The organism is Fastidiosibacter lacustris, assembly GCF_003428155.1.
Lineage (GTDB): Bacteria > Pseudomonadota > Gammaproteobacteria > Francisellales > Francisellaceae > Caedibacter > Caedibacter lacustris.
On sequence record NZ_QLIR01000001.1, the window covers coordinates 131,868 to 148,513 of the forward strand.

Annotated in this window: 26 protein-coding genes; 20 read left to right on the plus strand and 6 right to left on the minus strand. The window is 40.1% G+C overall.

Annotated features, from left to right (window positions below):
• Positions 1-7 precede the first annotated feature (7 nt).
• The 17 genes from DNJ77_RS00630 (at position 8) to DNJ77_RS00710 (ending at position 9,964) form a co-directional block, all read left to right on the plus strand.
• Positions 8-637 carry a DUF6475 domain-containing protein gene (locus DNJ77_RS00630; protein WP_116963062.1) on the plus strand — a complete coding sequence of 210 codons (630 nt, stop codon included), beginning with the start codon at positions 8-10 and terminating at the stop codon, positions 635-637.
• Positions 634-936 carry a helix-turn-helix domain-containing protein gene (locus DNJ77_RS00635; protein ID WP_116963063.1) on the plus strand — a complete coding sequence of 101 codons (303 nt, stop codon included), beginning with the start codon at positions 634-636 and terminating at the stop codon, positions 934-936. Before DNJ77_RS00630 ends, DNJ77_RS00635 begins: the two co-directional genes overlap by 4 nt.
• Before the next feature lie 258 nt (positions 937-1,194).
• Positions 1,195-1,704 carry a hypothetical protein gene (locus tag DNJ77_RS00645; protein WP_116963065.1) on the plus strand — a complete coding sequence of 170 codons (510 nt, stop codon included), beginning with the start codon at positions 1,195-1,197 and terminating at the stop codon, positions 1,702-1,704.
• Between the two features lie 205 nt (positions 1,705-1,909).
• Positions 1,910-2,110 carry a helix-turn-helix domain-containing protein gene (locus DNJ77_RS00650; RefSeq protein ID WP_116963066.1) on the plus strand — a complete coding sequence of 67 codons (201 nt, stop codon included), beginning with the start codon at positions 1,910-1,912 and terminating at the stop codon, positions 2,108-2,110.
• Positions 2,111-2,179: 69 nt separating this feature from the next.
• The gene (locus tag DNJ77_RS00655) at positions 2,180-2,512 is read left to right on the plus strand and encodes a hypothetical protein (RefSeq protein ID WP_116963067.1); all 333 of its coding nucleotides are present in this window, start codon (positions 2,180-2,182) and stop codon (positions 2,510-2,512) included.
• A gap of 168 nt (positions 2,513-2,680) precedes the next feature.
• Positions 2,681-2,872: a hypothetical protein gene (locus DNJ77_RS00660; RefSeq protein WP_116963068.1), complete on the plus strand. Its 192-nt coding sequence runs from the start codon at positions 2,681-2,683 to the stop codon at positions 2,870-2,872.
• A 15-nt stretch (positions 2,873-2,887) separates the two neighbouring features.
• A complete protein-coding gene (locus tag DNJ77_RS00665) occupies positions 2,888-3,619 on the plus strand; it encodes a RecT family recombinase (RefSeq protein WP_116963069.1) in 732 nt (243 codons plus the stop codon).
• A complete protein-coding gene (locus DNJ77_RS00670; protein ID WP_116963070.1) occupies positions 3,606-4,094 on the plus strand; it encodes a siphovirus Gp157 family protein in 489 nt (162 codons plus the stop codon). The genes DNJ77_RS00665 and DNJ77_RS00670 overlap by 14 nt, the downstream gene beginning before the upstream one ends.
• 6 nt (positions 4,095-4,100) lie before the next feature.
• A complete protein-coding gene (locus DNJ77_RS00675; protein WP_116963071.1) occupies positions 4,101-4,466 on the plus strand; it encodes a RusA family crossover junction endodeoxyribonuclease in 366 nt (121 codons plus the stop codon).
• A 3-nt stretch (positions 4,467-4,469) separates the two neighbouring features.
• Positions 4,470-4,643, plus strand: a complete 174-nt coding sequence (locus DNJ77_RS09885; RefSeq protein ID WP_157966529.1) for a hypothetical protein — start codon at positions 4,470-4,472, stop codon at positions 4,641-4,643.
• Positions 4,630-4,932, plus strand: coding sequence for a single stranded DNA-binding domain-containing protein (locus tag DNJ77_RS00680; protein ID WP_116963072.1), 303 nt, complete (start codon positions 4,630-4,632; stop codon positions 4,930-4,932). Before DNJ77_RS09885 ends, DNJ77_RS00680 begins: the two co-directional genes overlap by 14 nt.
• A 31-nt stretch (positions 4,933-4,963) precedes the next feature.
• A complete protein-coding gene (locus tag DNJ77_RS00685; protein ID WP_116963073.1) occupies positions 4,964-5,383 on the plus strand; it encodes a hypothetical protein in 420 nt (139 codons plus the stop codon).
• Positions 5,384-5,402: 19 nt separating this feature from the next.
• Entirely contained in the window at positions 5,403-5,816 is a 414-nt protein-coding gene (locus DNJ77_RS00690) for a hypothetical protein (RefSeq protein ID WP_116963074.1), read from the plus strand.
• A gap of 266 nt (positions 5,817-6,082) precedes the next feature.
• Positions 6,083-7,330, plus strand: coding sequence for a site-specific DNA-methyltransferase (locus tag DNJ77_RS00695; RefSeq protein WP_204723346.1), 1,248 nt, complete (start codon positions 6,083-6,085; stop codon positions 7,328-7,330).
• A 1-nt stretch (position 7,331) separates the two neighbouring features.
• A complete protein-coding gene (locus DNJ77_RS00700) occupies positions 7,332-7,844 on the plus strand; it encodes a hypothetical protein (RefSeq protein WP_116963075.1) in 513 nt (170 codons plus the stop codon).
• Positions 7,837-8,160, plus strand: a complete 324-nt coding sequence (locus DNJ77_RS00705; RefSeq protein ID WP_116963076.1) for a hypothetical protein — start codon at positions 7,837-7,839, stop codon at positions 8,158-8,160. Before DNJ77_RS00700 ends, DNJ77_RS00705 begins: the two co-directional genes overlap by 8 nt.
• Positions 8,123-9,964, plus strand: a complete 1,842-nt coding sequence (locus DNJ77_RS00710) for a phage terminase large subunit family protein (RefSeq protein ID WP_116963077.1) — start codon at positions 8,123-8,125, stop codon at positions 9,962-9,964. The genes DNJ77_RS00705 and DNJ77_RS00710 overlap by 38 nt, the downstream gene beginning before the upstream one ends.
• A gap of 33 nt (positions 9,965-9,997) precedes the next feature.
• On the opposite strand, the gene DNJ77_RS00715 is transcribed toward DNJ77_RS00710, so the two are convergent.
• The 6 genes from DNJ77_RS00715 to DNJ77_RS00740 all read right to left on the minus strand — a co-directional run bounded on the left by DNJ77_RS00715 (position 9,998) and on the right by DNJ77_RS00740 (position 12,817).
• Positions 9,998-10,282, minus strand: a complete 285-nt coding sequence (locus tag DNJ77_RS00715) for a hypothetical protein (RefSeq protein WP_116963078.1) — start codon at positions 10,280-10,282, stop codon at positions 9,998-10,000.
• Positions 10,283-10,644: 362 nt separating this feature from the next.
• Positions 10,645-10,914, minus strand: a complete 270-nt coding sequence (locus DNJ77_RS00720; RefSeq protein WP_116963079.1) for a hypothetical protein — start codon at positions 10,912-10,914, stop codon at positions 10,645-10,647.
• Positions 10,915-10,926: 12 nt separating this feature from the next.
• The gene (locus tag DNJ77_RS00725; protein ID WP_116963080.1) at positions 10,927-11,187 is read right to left on the minus strand and encodes a hypothetical protein; all 261 of its coding nucleotides are present in this window, start codon (positions 11,185-11,187) and stop codon (positions 10,927-10,929) included.
• 183 nt (positions 11,188-11,370) lie between these two features.
• Positions 11,371-11,619, minus strand: coding sequence for a hypothetical protein (locus DNJ77_RS00730; protein ID WP_116963081.1), 249 nt, complete (start codon positions 11,617-11,619; stop codon positions 11,371-11,373).
• A gap of 1 nt (position 11,620) precedes the next feature.
• On the minus strand, positions 11,621-12,133 hold the full coding sequence (locus DNJ77_RS00735; RefSeq protein ID WP_116963082.1) for a hypothetical protein: 513 nt from the start codon (positions 12,131-12,133) through the stop codon (positions 11,621-11,623).
• 225 nt (positions 12,134-12,358) lie between these two features.
• On the minus strand, positions 12,359-12,817 hold the full coding sequence (locus tag DNJ77_RS00740; protein WP_116963083.1) for a hypothetical protein: 459 nt from the start codon (positions 12,815-12,817) through the stop codon (positions 12,359-12,361).
• Positions 12,818-13,042: 225 nt separating this feature from the next.
• Here DNJ77_RS00740 and DNJ77_RS00745 point away from each other — a divergent pair, with 225 nt between their 5' ends.
• The 3 genes from DNJ77_RS00745 to DNJ77_RS00755 are packed head-to-tail and all read left to right on the plus strand — an operon-like array spanning position 13,043 to position 16,642.
• Positions 13,043-13,291 carry a hypothetical protein gene (locus DNJ77_RS00745; protein ID WP_116963084.1) on the plus strand — a complete coding sequence of 83 codons (249 nt, stop codon included), beginning with the start codon at positions 13,043-13,045 and terminating at the stop codon, positions 13,289-13,291.
• Positions 13,291-14,766 carry a phage portal protein gene (locus tag DNJ77_RS00750; RefSeq protein ID WP_116963085.1) on the plus strand — a complete coding sequence of 492 codons (1,476 nt, stop codon included), beginning with the start codon at positions 13,291-13,293 and terminating at the stop codon, positions 14,764-14,766. Before DNJ77_RS00745 ends, DNJ77_RS00750 begins: the two co-directional genes overlap by 1 nt.
• Positions 14,741-16,642, plus strand: coding sequence for a phage major capsid protein (locus DNJ77_RS00755; RefSeq protein WP_116963086.1), 1,902 nt, complete (start codon positions 14,741-14,743; stop codon positions 16,640-16,642). The genes DNJ77_RS00750 and DNJ77_RS00755 overlap by 26 nt, the downstream gene beginning before the upstream one ends.
• Positions 16,643-16,646 lie beyond the last annotated feature (4 nt).

A 16,646-nucleotide genomic window follows, 5' to 3' on the forward strand; every position in this document is an offset into this window, starting at 1 on the left:
ATTGAATATGTTAGATAAAAACATTTTTAGCTCTTGGTTTACGTTTATCGAAAACCAGTACGGTCAAAAAGACCAGAGTTTTAAAGAGATTTATTTTGAGATGTTGAATGACATCGAAACAGGCGACTTTAAAGCGGGCGTTAAAAAGCTTTTAAGTCAAAGGGTATATAACTCGTTTCCAACGATTGCAGAAATTAGAAACGCTTGCCTAGTTGATGTTGATAGTCGTGCAATTATGGCGTGGCAGGCGGTTTATGATGCAATATCACGTTATGGAGCTTATGGCACAGTAGCATTCGGTGACAAGGTGATACATATGGCGCTGGAGGCTGTTGGTGGTTGGCATCGTTTGTGTACGAGCACAATTCAGCAGTTGGAGTTTTTGAAGAAAGATTTTGCCAAGGCATACGTGAGTTATTCGTTTACGCCGATGGAGACAAAACCATATTTTGCAGGAATTTGTGACCAACAAAACGGCTCGGTAATGATTAACCGAATTGGCTGCAATTACCTAAGCGAATCAGAGAGCAACAAACAACTAGCCTATGTTGCGGGCAATAAAGGCAGTGCCAAGCAAATCATGGCAGAGATAAAAAACAAGATTGCATTTAAGGAAGTTCAAGGAGGTGCAGCATGAGTTTTGATAAGTTAATTTATGCGCAAGTGCAGGAAGCGTTGCAGCCGGTTCTAAGTCGGTTAAACCAGTGTATTGATGTGATGACGCAAGTAAAAAAATACCAAGAGGTGCAAATAACATCGGCAGAAGCAGCAAGAATACTTGGTAAGACACCTGAAACAATCCATAACTATGTTGAACATGGGAAGCTTACACCAGTTGACCCTAGTGCAAGATATAAAAGTTTTACTTTAGCTGAAATTGAAGCATTTAAGCAAAAATATGTGGCTTCAAGCATCACAAAAACCAAGGAGGGCTAAGCCATGAAAATAACTAGCAAGATGTTGAAATATCGTACACAGAGAATAATCCAGATGGACAGAGAGGAAATTGCAAGCGATAAAAATGCGCATAAATTGCCTTCATGCAACTTTTTTCAAAAACCTATAGAAAGGTATTACCGTGATGTCGTTCGTTCATTGGCACCATATTTACGGCGAAATGCGGGGGTTTAAATTAAGGCAGTACAGCTTTAATGGCAACATCTTTTAATTAAAAGCTAAACAAGGGATAAGGAAATGATTTTCAATAAAAAACAAACTGAAGAAGAAACGTGGGACGTGGAGTGGGATAAAGTTGATGATGCAATAGCAGATTATGTGATAGACCAGGGTAATCAGTTACTGCAAAGTTTAGCGGAGGATATTACAGAAACTCACAAAAAAACAACAACTTTATTGGCGCTACTGATTTCCGCGGTATCAGCATTGATGACACTGCAAAACTGGTTGCCGCACAAGTTTGTGGTCATCATGGTAGTTGGGTTCATTCTGTCAATACTGATATTTCTAGCTGCAATCAAAACAGTGGGCTTAAGCGGTGGAGTCAGACCGTCAAGACTACTGCACAGCCACACTTACAAGCACAAGATGTTGTATTTTAAACAGTGCATCATTATTGGCATAGAAAAAAGCATTAGCGATGATTCAACCAAACTTGCCTGGAAATCAAAGTTGTTCAACGCTGGATTGTGTACTGCACTGGCAACAGTTGTTCTTGCTGCCTTAAGTTTTATCGTGACGAGTTGAAGTCTCTTCGTCTGTCGTTGTCTCCAGGCTTGTATGGGACTCTGTCAGGAACTGGTTGGCGCGGGTTTAAGTCAAACATGTAAACATCCTTATGGTTTGTTAATTGGCAAGAAAAGTTTACCAGAGCGCTCACTGCATAACAATCCTTGCAGTTAATTGGCGTTAGCGTGAGGCGTGGGTGTTCTGGTATGAGGGAGAAAAATAGATGCACCAATCATTAGAGATATTAAATCACTTAAAAGATAACGGCAGCATAACGCCGCTTGAAGCATTAAACCGCTACGGCTGTATGCGTCTTGGTGCCCGTATTTTTGACTTACGTAGCAAGGGTTATCCGATTAAAACGGAGATTTTAAAGAGCAATAAGAAGTACGCAATTTATAAATTGATGGAGGGGGAGTTATGAGCAATCTCAACTTCAATCAGCGTTTGGTATATGGGTGATGTCGATAACAACTTTAATGGATAAATTAAGATGAAAGAAAAATATACAATAGATGAACAGCTTAAAATATTTGATCAGTTAATAAAATTAAAAACTAAGATGATACTATGCGCAAGAAAACTTGATAATTTACATCATGATATTCGGCTATGCGATGATATGGATAATTTTCAGGAAATACACATGTACAACGGCATTGATGTTTTGGCTAAAAAGTATGACAAAAAAATAAACATAGATCGAAGATTCATGGAAGGTCGATGTTACAAAAAATACATAAATATAGATGTTGGTAATAAGTGTATTATGAAGGTTTTTCAGCTAGAGAAAAAAGACGAAGAGTGGTGGAAATTATGGATGTAAACGAGAAAACAGTTCAGAAAAGCGGATTTGGTTGATGCTGATTTAACAAGGGCTGAATTAAATGGTGGCTAAATTAAGGGAACGCACAAGGGAATTGAAATTAACTTTCACAAAGCAGTTAATACAGATTGGTAATATTGGACTTATAGCAGTAATGAATATTTAGTCATGAGCGAGTCAAAAAACGCAGCAATTTTAAAAGCACAGCGACAGCTATTACAAAGCCAAAGTTTATCTAGCATTACATTATACGCAAGTGGGGAGGTGGGGGCTGAGTGCGTCTTAAATGGGAAGTTTACCTTTTCATCTTTTGACGCATTTCAGTATTGGCTTGATAACGAGGGTAATCTATTCATTTAAAACCTGGGGGGAGGAATGAGTCAAGAAATACAAACAGCAAATAATCAGGTGCCGATGGTCACTGATGAACAAATTGGCAAGTATTTGGAGTCAATGGGGAATAACCTAAACCCAGTTCATAGAACGCAATTTGTTGAGCTTGCCAAGGCGTTTAATTTAAATCCGTTTTTAAGGCAAATTCATGGCATTGCGTATGGTGACAATTTTAACATCGTGGTCGGTTATGAGGTTTATATTCAACGTGCTGAACGCAGCGGTCAGTTAGCCGGCTGGAAAGCGTGGACGGAAGGTGTCGCGCCAAATTTAAAAGCTTGTATTGAAATTAAGCGCAAGGACTGGTCTGAACCTTTTTATCACGAGGTTTATTTTGATGAGTACGCGCAAAACAATCAAATGTGGAAATCTAAGCCGCGTACCATGCTTAAAAAAGTGGCGATTGCACAAGGGTTTAGAATGGCGTTTAGCGTAGAGCTAGGCGGAATTCCCTACACGCAAGACGAGTTACCGCCAAGCGAACCAATAGACGTTACACCAAAGCAAGAGCCCCCCAAGAAAGAGCCAGCACATCCAGTTGTAAATCAATTGCTATTTAAAATTCAAGAGGCGGGACTTGATGTTAAGGATTTTGCCAAATTTGCACAGTTTAAGTCGGATGATTTAGACAGTTGCCAGTTGGCATTGAATAACTTTATGGACTTGGTCAAACAGTACAAAGCATCCAAGGTAATTGACCATGAAACTTTATGACATTAATCAGGAAATTATGCAGGTCATTTGTGAAGCGGTTGACGTTGAAACGGGTGAAGTGATTGCTGAGCTTGATACGGAAAAGCTAACAAATCTCAAGATAGCGCGTGAGGAAAAGGTGCTTAATCTCGGGAAATACATTAAAAACTTAGATGCTGAATTAACTGCAGTAAGTAATGAAAAAGCAAAATTTGTTAAGTGGGAACAATCACTCAAAAAACGCATTGAATCGATTAAAACTTATTTGGCTAAAAACATGGCTGAGGGCGAGAAGTTTAAAGACGCGCAAATCATGGTGAGTTGGCGTATGCCTGGCGAACAGGTACATGTGTCTAACGTTAATATGATTCCCGAAAAATACAAACGAATTACCGTCGAGCCCGACAAAGTTGAGCTTAAAAAAGCAATTAAAAATGGCGAAGCAATTACTGGCGCTTATTTGCAGTACGGTGAGCCAGGTGTGTTGATTAGGTAAATAATAATGCAGTACGAATTTACAACAATATACCCACCAAGCGTCAATAACCTCTATATGACGACCAAGAGTGGCAAAAAATGCTTATCAAAGAGGCATATTAAATTCAGAAATCAGCTGTATTTTGATGCGATTGAGCAATGCGGGCGTGTTATTAAACCTATTACTGGAGATGCCAAGTTAGTCGTTTTGCTTAGTCCGCCAGATAATCGCGTCCGTGATGTTGATAACGCGCTTAAGTCACTATTTGATGGGATTAAGCAAGCCCGTATTATCAACGATGACAGTCAAATTAAAACGCTCTATGTGCGCATGTTAGCTAAAAAGCGTGGCGGTAGCTGCACAGTTAAAATTAAATCAATAGGAGATTAGTTAATGATTGAGATTGCAAAACATCAAGAGTGGAGAGCTGCACGAATCATAGCAAATATGGCTAAAAAAGGCGAAATACAGCCATTGCATTGGCTTAAGATTCCAAATGCAGTAATCAAAAAATATTACATGACTATTAACAAAGAAAACAGGAAAAATAAACATGCACAATTATAATATTGTTGCTACAACAGGCACCTACATCGGACAAGATGGTCAAAAAAGATATCTAAATAAAACAGTTGGCAAAGTATTTGAGACGAAAAGCGGCGTTAAGCTAAAGCTCGATGCCAGCTTTAATTTAGCGGCACTTGAGCAAACTGCTGATGGTAGTGTGTGGTTAGCTGTATTCCCACCTAAAGAGCAACAACCTGAGCAAACACATCAAAGACCACGTGCGCAGCCGTACGCACCGCCGACAATGCAACAGGTTAATGACTTTCAAGATGATGAGATACCGTTTTGAGCCTGCTACAATAATTAAGAGGTTAGATTAAATGTATATATTTAATGACAAGGCATTTAAAACAAAAAAAGCGCTGTTTCGTTATGTTAAAGATAATAACCTGACTACATGCGCAGAAAAGTACTTTATTAGAGCGCTTGCAGAGAATGATTTTAACGTTATTGAGACGATTGCTTATGTTAAGCAAAATTATAAAACCAACAAAATTTCAAAAAAATCTTTTGAAATTAATGGCATGCGCTATAAAAATATGCGCGAATTTGAAGAGCAATATGACCTACCACAGGGCACATTATCGGTCATTAAAGTAAAAAACAAAATAACGGTGGAGCAAGCTGTTTTACAGGCACTGGAGTTGCCATTTGTAAAACAACAATTGGCTTATAAAAACTCATTTGCCGCCAAATTTTTACAATTAAGATTACCAACGACGAATTTTGTTTACCATTAAAGTAAATAGGAGGGGGGGGATGGAAACTTTAATATTGTCAACAGGTTACAAGCTGGTTAAAAATGCAATCGGAGAGCAATACGCTGAGATAGTGTACAATATTGCATGTACAAATGCGCGCAATATGGTCAATATCCCGCTTTATGCCGATAAATCGACTGGCTATCTTAAAAAAGCATTGCCAGAAGCCGTGTTTAAGAAATTGGTCCAGAATCTTGGTGGTCAAAGACTGCCCATACATAAGGAAAACGTTAAGATAAGCGACTCAAAACTTAAAGAATGGGCAGCTAGGAAGTTAAGCGAAGCAGGTGCATCACCGCATGAAGTAGCACAACTGCTTGGTGTAAAAGAAAAGACGGTTTTGAATTGTTATACTGAGCAGCCGCGGAAGCCTGTTGACAAGAGTGTGCAACGGCAGTTGTGTTTGTTTTAAGTAATGTTTTGTTCTTGCGTATTTTCTTCTTCATTAAATAATATAAGCCAAAGTTGCACAATCTATCTGATGGTTGGTTGATAGGATGCGGTAAGCAAAATGTTTTTAGGTACTTTTAAAAGGATAAATCAAAGCGGGTTTGATACGCGCAAAAAGCACTTTCTGCGTGAATTAAAAAAATGACTTCGTTTCGCTTTATATACATATGTAAATGGGAAAAATGCCTAAAAAACGAAATCAATGGCGAAGTTAAAAGGGGCTGGGGTTTGGAAAATAAGATTGAATATTTAGGCGTTGATGACTTAATGCCATACAAAAATAACGCACGCACACACAGTGAAAGTCAAATCAAAAAGATTGCTGCAAGCATGAAAGAGTTTAGCTTTATAGCACCAGTTGTTATTAACGATGAAAATATGATTTTGGCTGGTCATGGTCGTCTAATTGCGGCAAAACAGATAGGGTTGCAAAGAGTCCCTGTCGTGCGTGTTGTGCATTTAACTCAGGCACAGCAGCGTGCTTATATATTGGCAGATAATCGCATTGCCGATGATGCAGGGTGGGATGATGAGCTATTAAAAATTGAGCTTAGTGAGCTCAATGAGCTCGAGTTTGATTTAGCGATTACTGGTTTTGAAGATGAAGAGTTAAACAATCTTATTTTTGAAGATGAAGAAGATGCATTTTTAACAGATGAGGACGATTGCCCAGATGCTAATGATGTCCATATTGTTACAGTTAAAGGTGACATTTGGCAGATTGGTGAGCATAAATTATTGTGTGGTGACAGCACAATTTTGGGTGACGTAGAAAAATTAATGGATGGGGAACAAGCAGATTTACTGATTACTGACCCTCCTTATAATGTGAATTATGAGGGTAAGACATCAAAAAAACTTAAAATACAAAATGACTCAATGAGTGAAACAGCCTTTAGACAGTTTTTAAGCGATGCTTATAGCAATGCTAATGTTGTAATGAAAAGCGGGGCTGTTTTTTATATCTGGCATGCTGCATCAGAGAGTTACAACTTTTATGGGGCAGCAATAGATGTTGGTTGGGATATTAAGCAGTCCTTAATCTGGTCTAAAAACAATATTGTACTTGGGCGGCAGGATTATCATTGGAAACATGAGCCATGTTTATATGGTTGGAAAAGTGGAAAGCATTACTGGGGAAGCGATAGAAAGCAGACGACCATACTTGAGTTTAACAAACCTGTACGCAACGCGGAGCACCCGACCATGAAACCAGTCGATTTGATACAATACCAAATCGAAAACAGTAGCCGAAAAAATGAAATTGTGCTCGACTTATTTGGTGGGTCTGGGACGACGCTTATTGCTGCTGAAAAAACATCAAGAAAAGCAAGATTAATTGAGCTTGATACGAAGTATTGCGATGTAATTGTTAAACGTTGGCAAAATTTGACAGGCAAAGAAGCAATACATCTGGAATCTGGCAAAACTTTTAATCAATTACTCAATGCAGCAGATGAGAAAATAAGCGCATGATATGGCGGCAAACATTGTCACCGCGAGAGTCCTTGCAAAATTACTAAAGTTATCAGAACGAAGAGTTCAGCAACTTGTTAAAGAAGGAGTTTTGACAAAAGAAAAAAATGGACAGTATCCGATGATTGAAAATATTCATCGTTATATTGATTACATTGGTGTGCGAGCAAAGAACGATGACAGTGATATTGATTTAAATGTGGCATTGAAGGAAGAAAAATTGCGATTGATAAAAGCCCAAGCCGATAACGAAGAAATCAAAGCGCGGCTTGCATCAAACAAAGCAATCGATGCCGAGCAGTTAGAGCATGCGTTAGCAGAAGTGTTAGGTATGATGCGCAACAAGTTACTCAGTATTCCCGAACGTGTTGAAACCACGTTAGTGGGCGAAACTGATAAAGACGTATTCAAAAAAATCCTCACTGCCGAGCTTAAAGATGCGATGTATGCCGCATGCGATGGTGTTGACGATACATTAGATAAATTAACAATAGGAGAACAGAGCAATGATTAATATGATTGATATGAATGAAGAAAATGACTTGATCCCAAACACTGCCCAAATAAAAGAACGAGCGTATGTTGATGCGTTGCATCTTTCTGGCTTAAGGTATGCGTCCCTTAGTGAGCAACTATATACGACAACAACTAAATTTGCAGAGCTATTTAGATCAATATTATCTGAAAAAGACGCTGATAGAGAGATTCTAGTGGACTATGTTGAAACGCTGCCGCGAGATGTTGCCGTGATGATTATTGGTGATTTGCTTGTGAAAGAAGATATTACACACGATGAATACCAAAATCTTGAAAGTATTATTTTTGACTAACGTGCTATCTAAACTAATCAAACAAACCTTTGAGCAGCACTTCAAGCCCGTTAAAGACCTGGGGATAAGCGATTGGTCAGAATCGCATGTGTACTTACCTGCGGGGACCTCAGCAGTGCCAGGCAGGTGGCGCACGATTGCCTATCAAAAAGGCGTGTTTGAAGCGATTGAATCTCCAAAAACCAACAAGATTACGCTGATGTTCGGGGCACAATTGGGCAAAACATCAATTTTAAACAACAGCCTTGGCTACTATATTCAGCATCAACCCGAGTCGCAGATTGTGATGCAGCCGTCTGAATCAGATGTTAAAACGTGGTTAGAAACTAAGTTTAACCCGATGGTGGATAATTGCCCAAGCATCCGTGATTGCTTGGCAAAGCCACGCGGGCGTGAGGGAGTCAATAACCAAAAGATGAAGTCTTATCACGGTGGTTTTTTAATGCTTTCTTGGTCTGGGTCCCCCAACACCATGCGAGGTCGTTCAGCACCTAAGATTTATGCCGATGAGGTGGACGGTTATGAACGCACCAGCGAGGGGCATCCAGTTAATTTGTTATGGCAACGTGCGGCAACCTTTGGCAGTAAGCGTAAGCTATTAATCACGAGCACACCCACGCACAAAGGTGCATCTTTTGTTGAGATGAGTTATCTGTCAGGCGATCAGCGTCAATACTATGTACCTTGCCCGCATTGTGAGGAATATCAGGTGTTGCAGTGGAAAAACGTCACTTGGCATAGTGACAAAGGCAAGCATGACACACAAAGCGCGTATTATACGTGTGAGCACTGTGGCAGCTTAATCAACGATGGACAGAAACTTGCAATGATACGTAAAGGTGAATGGCAGGCAAGAATGCCATTTAATGGACATGCAAGCTTTCATTTAAATGAGTTATACAGTCCATTTAGAACCTTTGCTGATATTGTGCAATCGTTTTTGGAGAAGAAACAAACAGGTGATTTAAAAACCTTTGTCAATGTATCCCTTGCTGAAACGTGGGAGGAAGAAGGTGAGCAGGTCGAAGCAGGCAGTTTACTTGCCCGTGTTGAGCATTGGGAGGTATTACCAGAGGGAATCGTGTTAATCACTGCAGGTATTGATGTGCAGCAGGATAGAATTGAGCTCCAAGCAGTTGGCTGGGGAGTGGATGAAGAAAGCTGGGTGATTGATTATAAAATCTTTCACGGCGAGACAAGTGAGGATGAGGTTTGGCGCGAGTTGACGCAATACCTCCTGCATAAGCGTTATCAGCATGAGTCTGGGAAACAGCTGCCAATTGCCTTTGCCTGTTTAGATACTGGCGGCACCAATAACATGACCTCTAAGGCGTACGATTATGTCAGACGCAGTCGCATTGGCTTACCCTTTGCGATTAAAGGGCGTGGTGGTGAGTATCCGTTTGTTGCCGCCCCCAATCGCAAGAGGGTGCCCAATAAAAAGGCATTTGACCTGTACATGATTGGCACCGATGAAGGTAAAAGTATTTTATACAATCGCTTGAAGCTTGAAGAAGAGAAGGGTGCCAGCGTCATCCACTTTGACGCTAATGTATGTGATGCCCGTTACTTTGGACAATTAACCGCTGAGAAGCGTCTCTTACGCTATCAAAAAGGTTTCCCAAAATATGAATGGCATAACGTTGCCGCTGATAAGCGTAATGAGGCATTGGATACTTATATCTATGCTCTAGCGGCATTAAGGATTACTAATATTGATTTGAGCTTAAAGCGGCAGCAGCTAAAGCAGGAAGCAAAAACAAAACCGCAAAAAATAGCAAACAACAAAAGTTTTAAACTTTGATTTTTCTGTCGGTGTGTAGCCATTAGTCACCTGTTATGCTATTTCTTTTAGAGCGCTAACTGAGATTAATTTTTGTACATCTCTACCAATCCAAACGCAGTCATCTCCTTTTAAATATTCCGCTCCTGCATGAGCTTTTGCATCATGCCAACTGATATTATGGATAATAAATAGCTGGGCTATTTGTTTTGCTGTCATGGACTCTAATACATCATGATCAACATGTGTAAAAATAGCTTTTTCAATGTGATCTTGTTGAGAGGGAGTTGGGTTAATCTTTGAGATATGCCAAGCTCTATCTATTTTTCTCCGGCGCATAGTTTTTGTCCTTAAACCAGTTATGTGATTTATATTGCCAACGACAACGGTAGCAAACATCTTTTTTAATAAATAACAATTACTTATTAAAATCTTTAATAAAAAACAATTACTTATTAAAAACCACGCTGTTTATTAAAACAGCGACTTATATTAAATTTTGATAACAAACAAAAGTTTCAATCCAACGCTATTTAAATATTTTAAATAGCGACTAATATTTTCTTTATATTAAATTTTAATAACAAATAAAAGTTTCAATCCAACACTATATTAACTGTTAATATAGCGACCAAATCATTAAACATTATTTATTTTTTTTTGCAAGTTTTTTTTAGCCTTTCGGTGCTATTGTAACTATTTTAGAACCGACGTAGATCATTCCATGCTGCCTCGATGATTCGCTTAACAGTTTCGTACATTAAATTACTATCTTTACCCTGATAGCCAAACGAATTAACAAAGGTTGAAAAGGTAAGCTCATCTCCTGTCTTAGTTGACCATTTGCTAAAGGCATGCGCAATAGCAATTGCTTTGCTCTGAAATGCTTTCGCTGCATCATATTGTGCTAGTTTTTCACGCCGCGATTGAATTATTTCTATTTCATCTTGTGTCAATTCATTGATTTTCATATTTTTCTACTCTTATCCCCAAATCATCTTGTGCTCCAATTTGTCAACATACTTAATAGACACGGCAAGTTTTAAAATTTCCCTAAGCGCATCTCTTTCTGTGAGGCACCATTCATGTCTGTCTCGCACTGTAGGCATGACATTAATACCTGCATAATCCCCGCCAACAAACTCGGCTACCCATTGCTCTGGGTAATCGTATAGTTTGGCTGGGAATAATCCAAAAGCAGGGACATCATCTTGATTGTCTTTAAGTTTGACTAATCTAATCACTCCAAAAAAAAGTTTCGATTTCTTTCGTTTCGATTATTAGCTGCTCTTCAAATATTGTTCTCATTTTTTAACTCCTATTTTTATTGCCTGCTCACGTGAGGCTTTCCGCTACCAGGTCCGTCCTGGTATGTTTGTTATTATATGGCGTTACGCCATGTAAAGCAAGTGGTTTTTAAAAAAATATTAAATATTTTTGAATAAAATTTTTATGAAATCATCATCCAAAGCCCTATCATTATTATGCAAGTACAACAATATCTGCTCGGCTAAATAAGATAGATTCATTTTCCCATTTTCCCATCGGTTTACATGTCTGCCTTTGCTGCGGTCGTGACCAAGCAATATAACCTCAAGTTGCGTTTGATTTAATCCAAATTTTTTGCGCACGGATTTAACGAGCGCTGGAGTAGCTAATTGATTATTACTTTGCATATTAAACAACCTCAAGTTGTGGTTTGTCAGTTATCCATGTCCAGGCAATGCAACGCTCAAAATCGGCAAGCCACAAAAATGCATCAAGATACAACGCTCCACAGTCATGTATAACCGTTGTGATCGACGGAGCATTAGGTATTTGCTGCGCGTTTACTTTTGCTGTCAAAAATCTAAAATGCTCTTTAATCAACATCCACGCTCGCACTGCTTGCCTTGATCTTTGGACTATATAGCTTGTTGTCAGTGGGATGCCAGCACTACTTGCCTGAGCTTGCTCATGAGGAGCGGCAGGACCATAAACAGTAACAATTAATACACTGTGATCTGTTAGTATTTTTGCAGAGTAGTGTGCTAAATCGGGGACAGGCAGAGGCTGTGCGATACGAGAGTCAATACACTTTTTGAGCCACGGTTTTAATAATTTTATTGTTTTATCGTTTATGGTGTCGCGATAGCATCTATCTTTATCACCAGTTGGCAAGGTTAAATGTGTTAGATAGTTATTGCTCAATATTATCTCCTTTAATCTTGTTAATTTTATCAATCATTCCAATTTCTCTTGTGGTTGATACATACTAAAAAACTTGCAAAAAAAAATAAATAATGTTTAATGATTTGGTCGCTATATTAACTGTTATTAATATAGTGTTGGATTGAAACTTTCGTTTGTTATTAAAATTTTAACATATTCGCCTATGTATGTTGTGTGCTGGCATACCCAGCACTATGATACGTATTATTTATTTTTGTATATCTCAAGCGCCTTGCCCTCTAGGTACCTATATGTTTTGAGCAGGCTAGCAAAACTATCTTTTGCATCAATCCAAGTCTTGCTATTAGGAGCATTTATCAGATCGTCAATTGCTTGCAGTGCACACTCTAGCCTAGATTGCTGCTCTCGATCCTCAGCTTTTGCATAAGTCTCGTCCACTTGCTCTTTTACCTTTTTGATGTGTTGGATTGCATTGGCGCGTATTGCGTTTGCCCAATCTATTTGCTTAGGGGACCCGCTTAATTGGACTAGAGTTGCATTTGTGGTATTTATTTTGTCTTGTTTTGCTTTGTCCTTGCAGTCAGAGCAAATTAGCTCTGCTAACCATGCGGCTTTGTGCTCCCTCTCGTTACGCACATTTGTACCGGTGATGTTATGCTCTTTGGTATGTCCGCATGCGTGTGTCACTGTATAATTAGCCATTTTTTATTTCCTATTTTTATTGCCTGCTCACGTGAGGCTTTCCGCTACCAGGTCCGTCCTGGTATGTTTGTTATTATATGGCGTTACGCCATGTAAAGCAAGTGGTTTTTAAAAAAATATTAAGTTTTTTTTGGATAATGATGGTTAGTAGTCAATCAAATAATCCCGCACAATCTTAACTCATATTTAGCCCCATTCTTGATCTATACCATCGGGGGAGGGGATATGGATATAGACGAAGAATTACAACAGAAGAAAGCTGAATTGCAGTCGATACGCGCATCGATTAACAAAGCGTTGGCTAATGCGCATATTGCGTCATATGGTGCAGCTGGTAATACGGCAAACTATCGTGATTTAAAAAACTTGCGTGTGGAAGAATCGCAACTTGCGTTTGCAGTTAAACAGTTGGAATTAATCAAAATAGGTAAAAATCCGTATGGCATTGTAACCACAAGTTTTAGGTGGCGCTGATGGGATTATTGTCACTTTTTAGACGCTCAAAACCCTCTGGGCACATAGGGCAAAAGTGGGCAGTTGTCTCACATCAAAGAATGTATGAGTCGGCTCGATCACAATTGATACGTGATATTTTTAGTGGTGGGGATATTGATGAGATTATCGAGTCTCAAGCCAGTGCAATTGTAAGGCGCGCCCGTGAAGCTTATGCCAATAATGATTATGTGAAAGGCTATATATCAATGGCATGCACTAATATCATCGGGCACAAAGGCATCCGTATCCAATGCAAAACTAAAAGCGAGATATTAAACGACAAAGTTGAGCTTGGTTTTAATCGCTGGACGCGTCGAGGCAAGTGTGATGTTACGGGGCAACTATCGCTTATTGATGTGCAATTGGCGTGTGTGCGGTCATTATTAAGGGATGGCGAGTTTTTTGTGCTAAAACATGTCATTGACGGGCAGTTACAATTGCAATTAATTGACAACTCGCGCATCGATGTCACTAAACGCGCAAGCTTAAGCAATCGCAATAGAATTATTAACGGTATTGAGCTGAACCAATTTGGTAAGCCTCAAGCATATTATTTAGTGGCTGATGATGGTGCGGATACACAACGCATTGCGGCTAATAACATGATTCACGGCTTTATTCACGAATTTGTTGGGCAAAAGCGCGGCATTTCGACGATTGCTACGGCGTTAATTCGATTGGGTCTACTAAAAGAGTTTGAAACGGCTGCGGTGGATAATGCCAGATGTAACGCTAAATCGATGGGCTTTTTTAATCAAGCAGAAACAGAGGTTGATTATAGCGCATTAATCGATAGAGATGGGGGCGCAGATAATAGCTTTGACATCCAAACATTGGATGATCGCGCGCAATTTCACGTCATCAAATCAGGTTACAAGCTTGAAAAGTTTGACGGGCAGTTTCCAAGCTCCAACTACGCCCCTTTTAAAGAATCAATTTTAAAAGCGATTAGCTCAAGTTTAGGCTATGGAGTGAATTACATCAATCTAGGCAATGACTTAAGTGGAGTGAGTTACTCAAGCGCAAGACAAGGGCTATTAAGCGAGCGTGATGCGTGGCGCATGCTGCAAACACTTGTTATTGACGCGCTGATGCGCCCAATTTTTGAAAGTTGGCTTGAGGTTGAGTACGCAAGTAGCAGATTGGGGAATATCAGCGTATTAAGCTTTGATAATTTAATTGACACAGTACGCTTCCAAACTCGCTCATGGGCGTGGATTGACCCGCTAAAAGATGCCAAAGGCACCTCGGAAAGCATTAACAATCACACGATGAGCTTGTCACAAGCGATTTTAGATGCAGGTGGCGACCCTGAGGATACCTTAAACCAGATTGCCGCTGATTTAGCGCGCTTAAAAGAGTTAGGTATCGTTAATCAAATAAGCACTGAGGGGGACATTAAAAAACAAGTAGAGGAGGGGGTAAATAATGCAGGGCTATATCAAGACGATTAAAGAAGCGGAAGTTTTGACACGTGATTACACATTTAACGCCACGCATAGCAAGATTGACGTGGATGAGCGCACGGTTGAGCTCAGTTTCTCGAGCAATACGCCTTATCAGCGCTGGCAAGATGCCAATGAGGTATTAGAGCATCGCGCGGGAGCAATTGATTTATCGCGTTTAAACAACAAAGGCGCTCTGCTCGTTAATCATGATTGGAATCGTCAAATAGGGGTGGTGGAGCATGCTTATATAGATGGGGATAAAGCGCGCGCGGTGGTTAAATTTTCCAAGCGTCAAGAGGCACAGGATTTTTTCCAGGATGTCCAAGATGGGATTATTGCCAATGTTTCCGTTGGCTATAAAGTCGACAGAGCGGAGCCTGACCATACCAACAAAGCGGTGAGAGTTACTCGCTGGCAGCCGTTTGAAATTTCATTGGTTAGTGTGCCTGCCGATGTTACGGTCGGCATTGGACGCAATCTTGCACAAAATAACAACAATGACGTTGCTGAACTAAAATCGGCTTTAAATCAAGTAAACCAAAACGTAAATAATATCAATCCAGAGGGGGAGAGAATGAACCAAGAAGCAAGAGAAGTTAAAACAGAGCCACAAGTCACACGCTCATTTGATGAGGGGTTAAAAGATGGAGTTAAAAATGAGCGTGAGCGTATAGCAAAAATTGATGCACTGGCGCGCGAGTTTAAGCAAGCGGACTTTGCCCGAAGCTACATCGATAATGGTACAGGCTTTGAGACATTTCAGAAAGATTTACTCTTACATGTACAGTCCACACAAAGAGAACGATTAAAAATGTTGGAAAGTCAAAGCCCACAAGTCAATGCGGTGCAATCCTGTGCTAATAATATCGGGATGAATGACAAAGAAACGCGAGAGTTTAGTCTCTCACGTGCAGTGCGTGCATTGGTGAATCCATTTGATATAAAAGCGCGTGAGGCTGCCAGTTTTGAGTTTGAGGCGTCCGATGCCGCAAAGCGTAAGCTTGGCATTAATGATGATTCGCTTATGATCCCGCCAGATGTGTTACAGCGTGATTTTAGTATTGCCACTGGCGGTAATGCATTAGTCCCAACGCAACTACAGGCGTCTAGTTTTATTGATATGTTACGCAATAAATCGATTATGCTGAGCATTGCACGGAGATTATCGGGCTTGCGAGGCAATATAGATATTCCGCGCCAAGTGGAAGGGTCTAATATTTACTGGGTGGGTGAGAATCAGGATGTTGGCGAAGGTAAGGTCACCACTGACCAGATTCATTTAACGCCTAAAACTCTGGGAGCTTACCTAGAAGTCTCGCGTATGCTGATGATTAATAGCTCACTAGATGCTGAAACCATGGTGCGCAATGACTTGTTGGCAGCTGTGGCATTGGGGATTGATACGGCAGCATTATATGGCACAGGCAGCAATCATCAACCGTTAGGTTTGACGGGGGTTAGCGGCATCACGGCAGTTGAATACACTGGGGACAGTCCGTCTTTAGCGGATTATATCGGCTTAGAAACCAGTATTGCGTTACAAAATGCCGATGTTGCTAACATGCGTTATCTCTTGAACCCTGCACTAAGGGGCGCAGCTAAAACCACGCCAAGATTACCAGGCAGTGAAATGACGGTGTGGGAGCCAGGTAACACTATTAACGGTTATACGGTAGAGGTTACTAATCAGATTAAAGCCAAGCAGGTTATTTTTGGTGATTTTAGTCAGTTAATTATTGGGCTGTGGGATGGTTTGCGTTTGACCGTAAACCCTTATAGCTTGGACAAATCAGGTGGTATTCGTTTGGTCGTGATGCAAAGCGTGGATTTTGCCGTGCGCCGCCCTGAGTCGTTTGCGATTGCCAACAAAAAAATAGTATAAGGGG

Coding starts and splice junctions, on each gene's coding strand:
- DNJ77_RS00705 (WP_116963076.1), top strand. CDS start 7,837: ATGATTAATATGATTGATATGAATGAAGAAAATGACTTGATCCCAAAC.
- DNJ77_RS00685 (WP_116963073.1), top strand. CDS start 4,964: ATGTATATATTTAATGACAAGGCATTTAAAACAAAAAAAGCGCTGTTT.
- DNJ77_RS00715 (WP_116963078.1), bottom strand. CDS start 10,282: ATGCGCCGGAGAAAAATAGATAGAGCTTGGCATATCTCAAAGATTAAC.
- DNJ77_RS00710 (WP_116963077.1), top strand. CDS start 8,123: ATGAATACCAAAATCTTGAAAGTATTATTTTTGACTAACGTGCTATCT.
- DNJ77_RS00645 (WP_116963065.1), top strand. CDS start 1,195: ATGATTTTCAATAAAAAACAAACTGAAGAAGAAACGTGGGACGTGGAG.
- DNJ77_RS00700 (WP_116963075.1), top strand. CDS start 7,332: ATGGCGGCAAACATTGTCACCGCGAGAGTCCTTGCAAAATTACTAAAG.
- DNJ77_RS00665 (WP_116963069.1), top strand. CDS start 2,888: ATGAGTCAAGAAATACAAACAGCAAATAATCAGGTGCCGATGGTCACT.
- DNJ77_RS00740 (WP_116963083.1), bottom strand. CDS start 12,817: ATGGCTAATTATACAGTGACACACGCATGCGGACATACCAAAGAGCAT.
- DNJ77_RS00635 (WP_116963063.1), top strand. CDS start 634: ATGAGTTTTGATAAGTTAATTTATGCGCAAGTGCAGGAAGCGTTGCAG.
- DNJ77_RS00675 (WP_116963071.1), top strand. CDS start 4,101: ATGCAGTACGAATTTACAACAATATACCCACCAAGCGTCAATAACCTC.
- DNJ77_RS00755 (WP_116963086.1), top strand. CDS start 14,741: ATGCAGGGCTATATCAAGACGATTAAAGAAGCGGAAGTTTTGACACGT.
- DNJ77_RS00690 (WP_116963074.1), top strand. CDS start 5,403: ATGGAAACTTTAATATTGTCAACAGGTTACAAGCTGGTTAAAAATGCA.
- DNJ77_RS00680 (WP_116963072.1), top strand. CDS start 4,630: ATGCACAATTATAATATTGTTGCTACAACAGGCACCTACATCGGACAA.
- DNJ77_RS00670 (WP_116963070.1), top strand. CDS start 3,606: ATGAAACTTTATGACATTAATCAGGAAATTATGCAGGTCATTTGTGAA.
- DNJ77_RS00660 (WP_116963068.1), top strand. CDS start 2,681: ATGAGCGAGTCAAAAAACGCAGCAATTTTAAAAGCACAGCGACAGCTA.
- DNJ77_RS00655 (WP_116963067.1), top strand. CDS start 2,180: ATGAAAGAAAAATATACAATAGATGAACAGCTTAAAATATTTGATCAG.
- DNJ77_RS00630 (WP_116963062.1), top strand. CDS start 8: ATGTTAGATAAAAACATTTTTAGCTCTTGGTTTACGTTTATCGAAAAC.
- DNJ77_RS00745 (WP_116963084.1), top strand. CDS start 13,043: ATGGATATAGACGAAGAATTACAACAGAAGAAAGCTGAATTGCAGTCG.
- DNJ77_RS09885 (WP_157966529.1), top strand. CDS start 4,470: ATGATTGAGATTGCAAAACATCAAGAGTGGAGAGCTGCACGAATCATA.
- DNJ77_RS00750 (WP_116963085.1), top strand. CDS start 13,291: ATGGGATTATTGTCACTTTTTAGACGCTCAAAACCCTCTGGGCACATA.
- DNJ77_RS00730 (WP_116963081.1), bottom strand. CDS start 11,619: ATGCAAAGTAATAATCAATTAGCTACTCCAGCGCTCGTTAAATCCGTG.
- DNJ77_RS00720 (WP_116963079.1), bottom strand. CDS start 10,914: ATGAAAATCAATGAATTGACACAAGATGAAATAGAAATAATTCAATCG.
- DNJ77_RS00650 (WP_116963066.1), top strand. CDS start 1,910: ATGCACCAATCATTAGAGATATTAAATCACTTAAAAGATAACGGCAGC.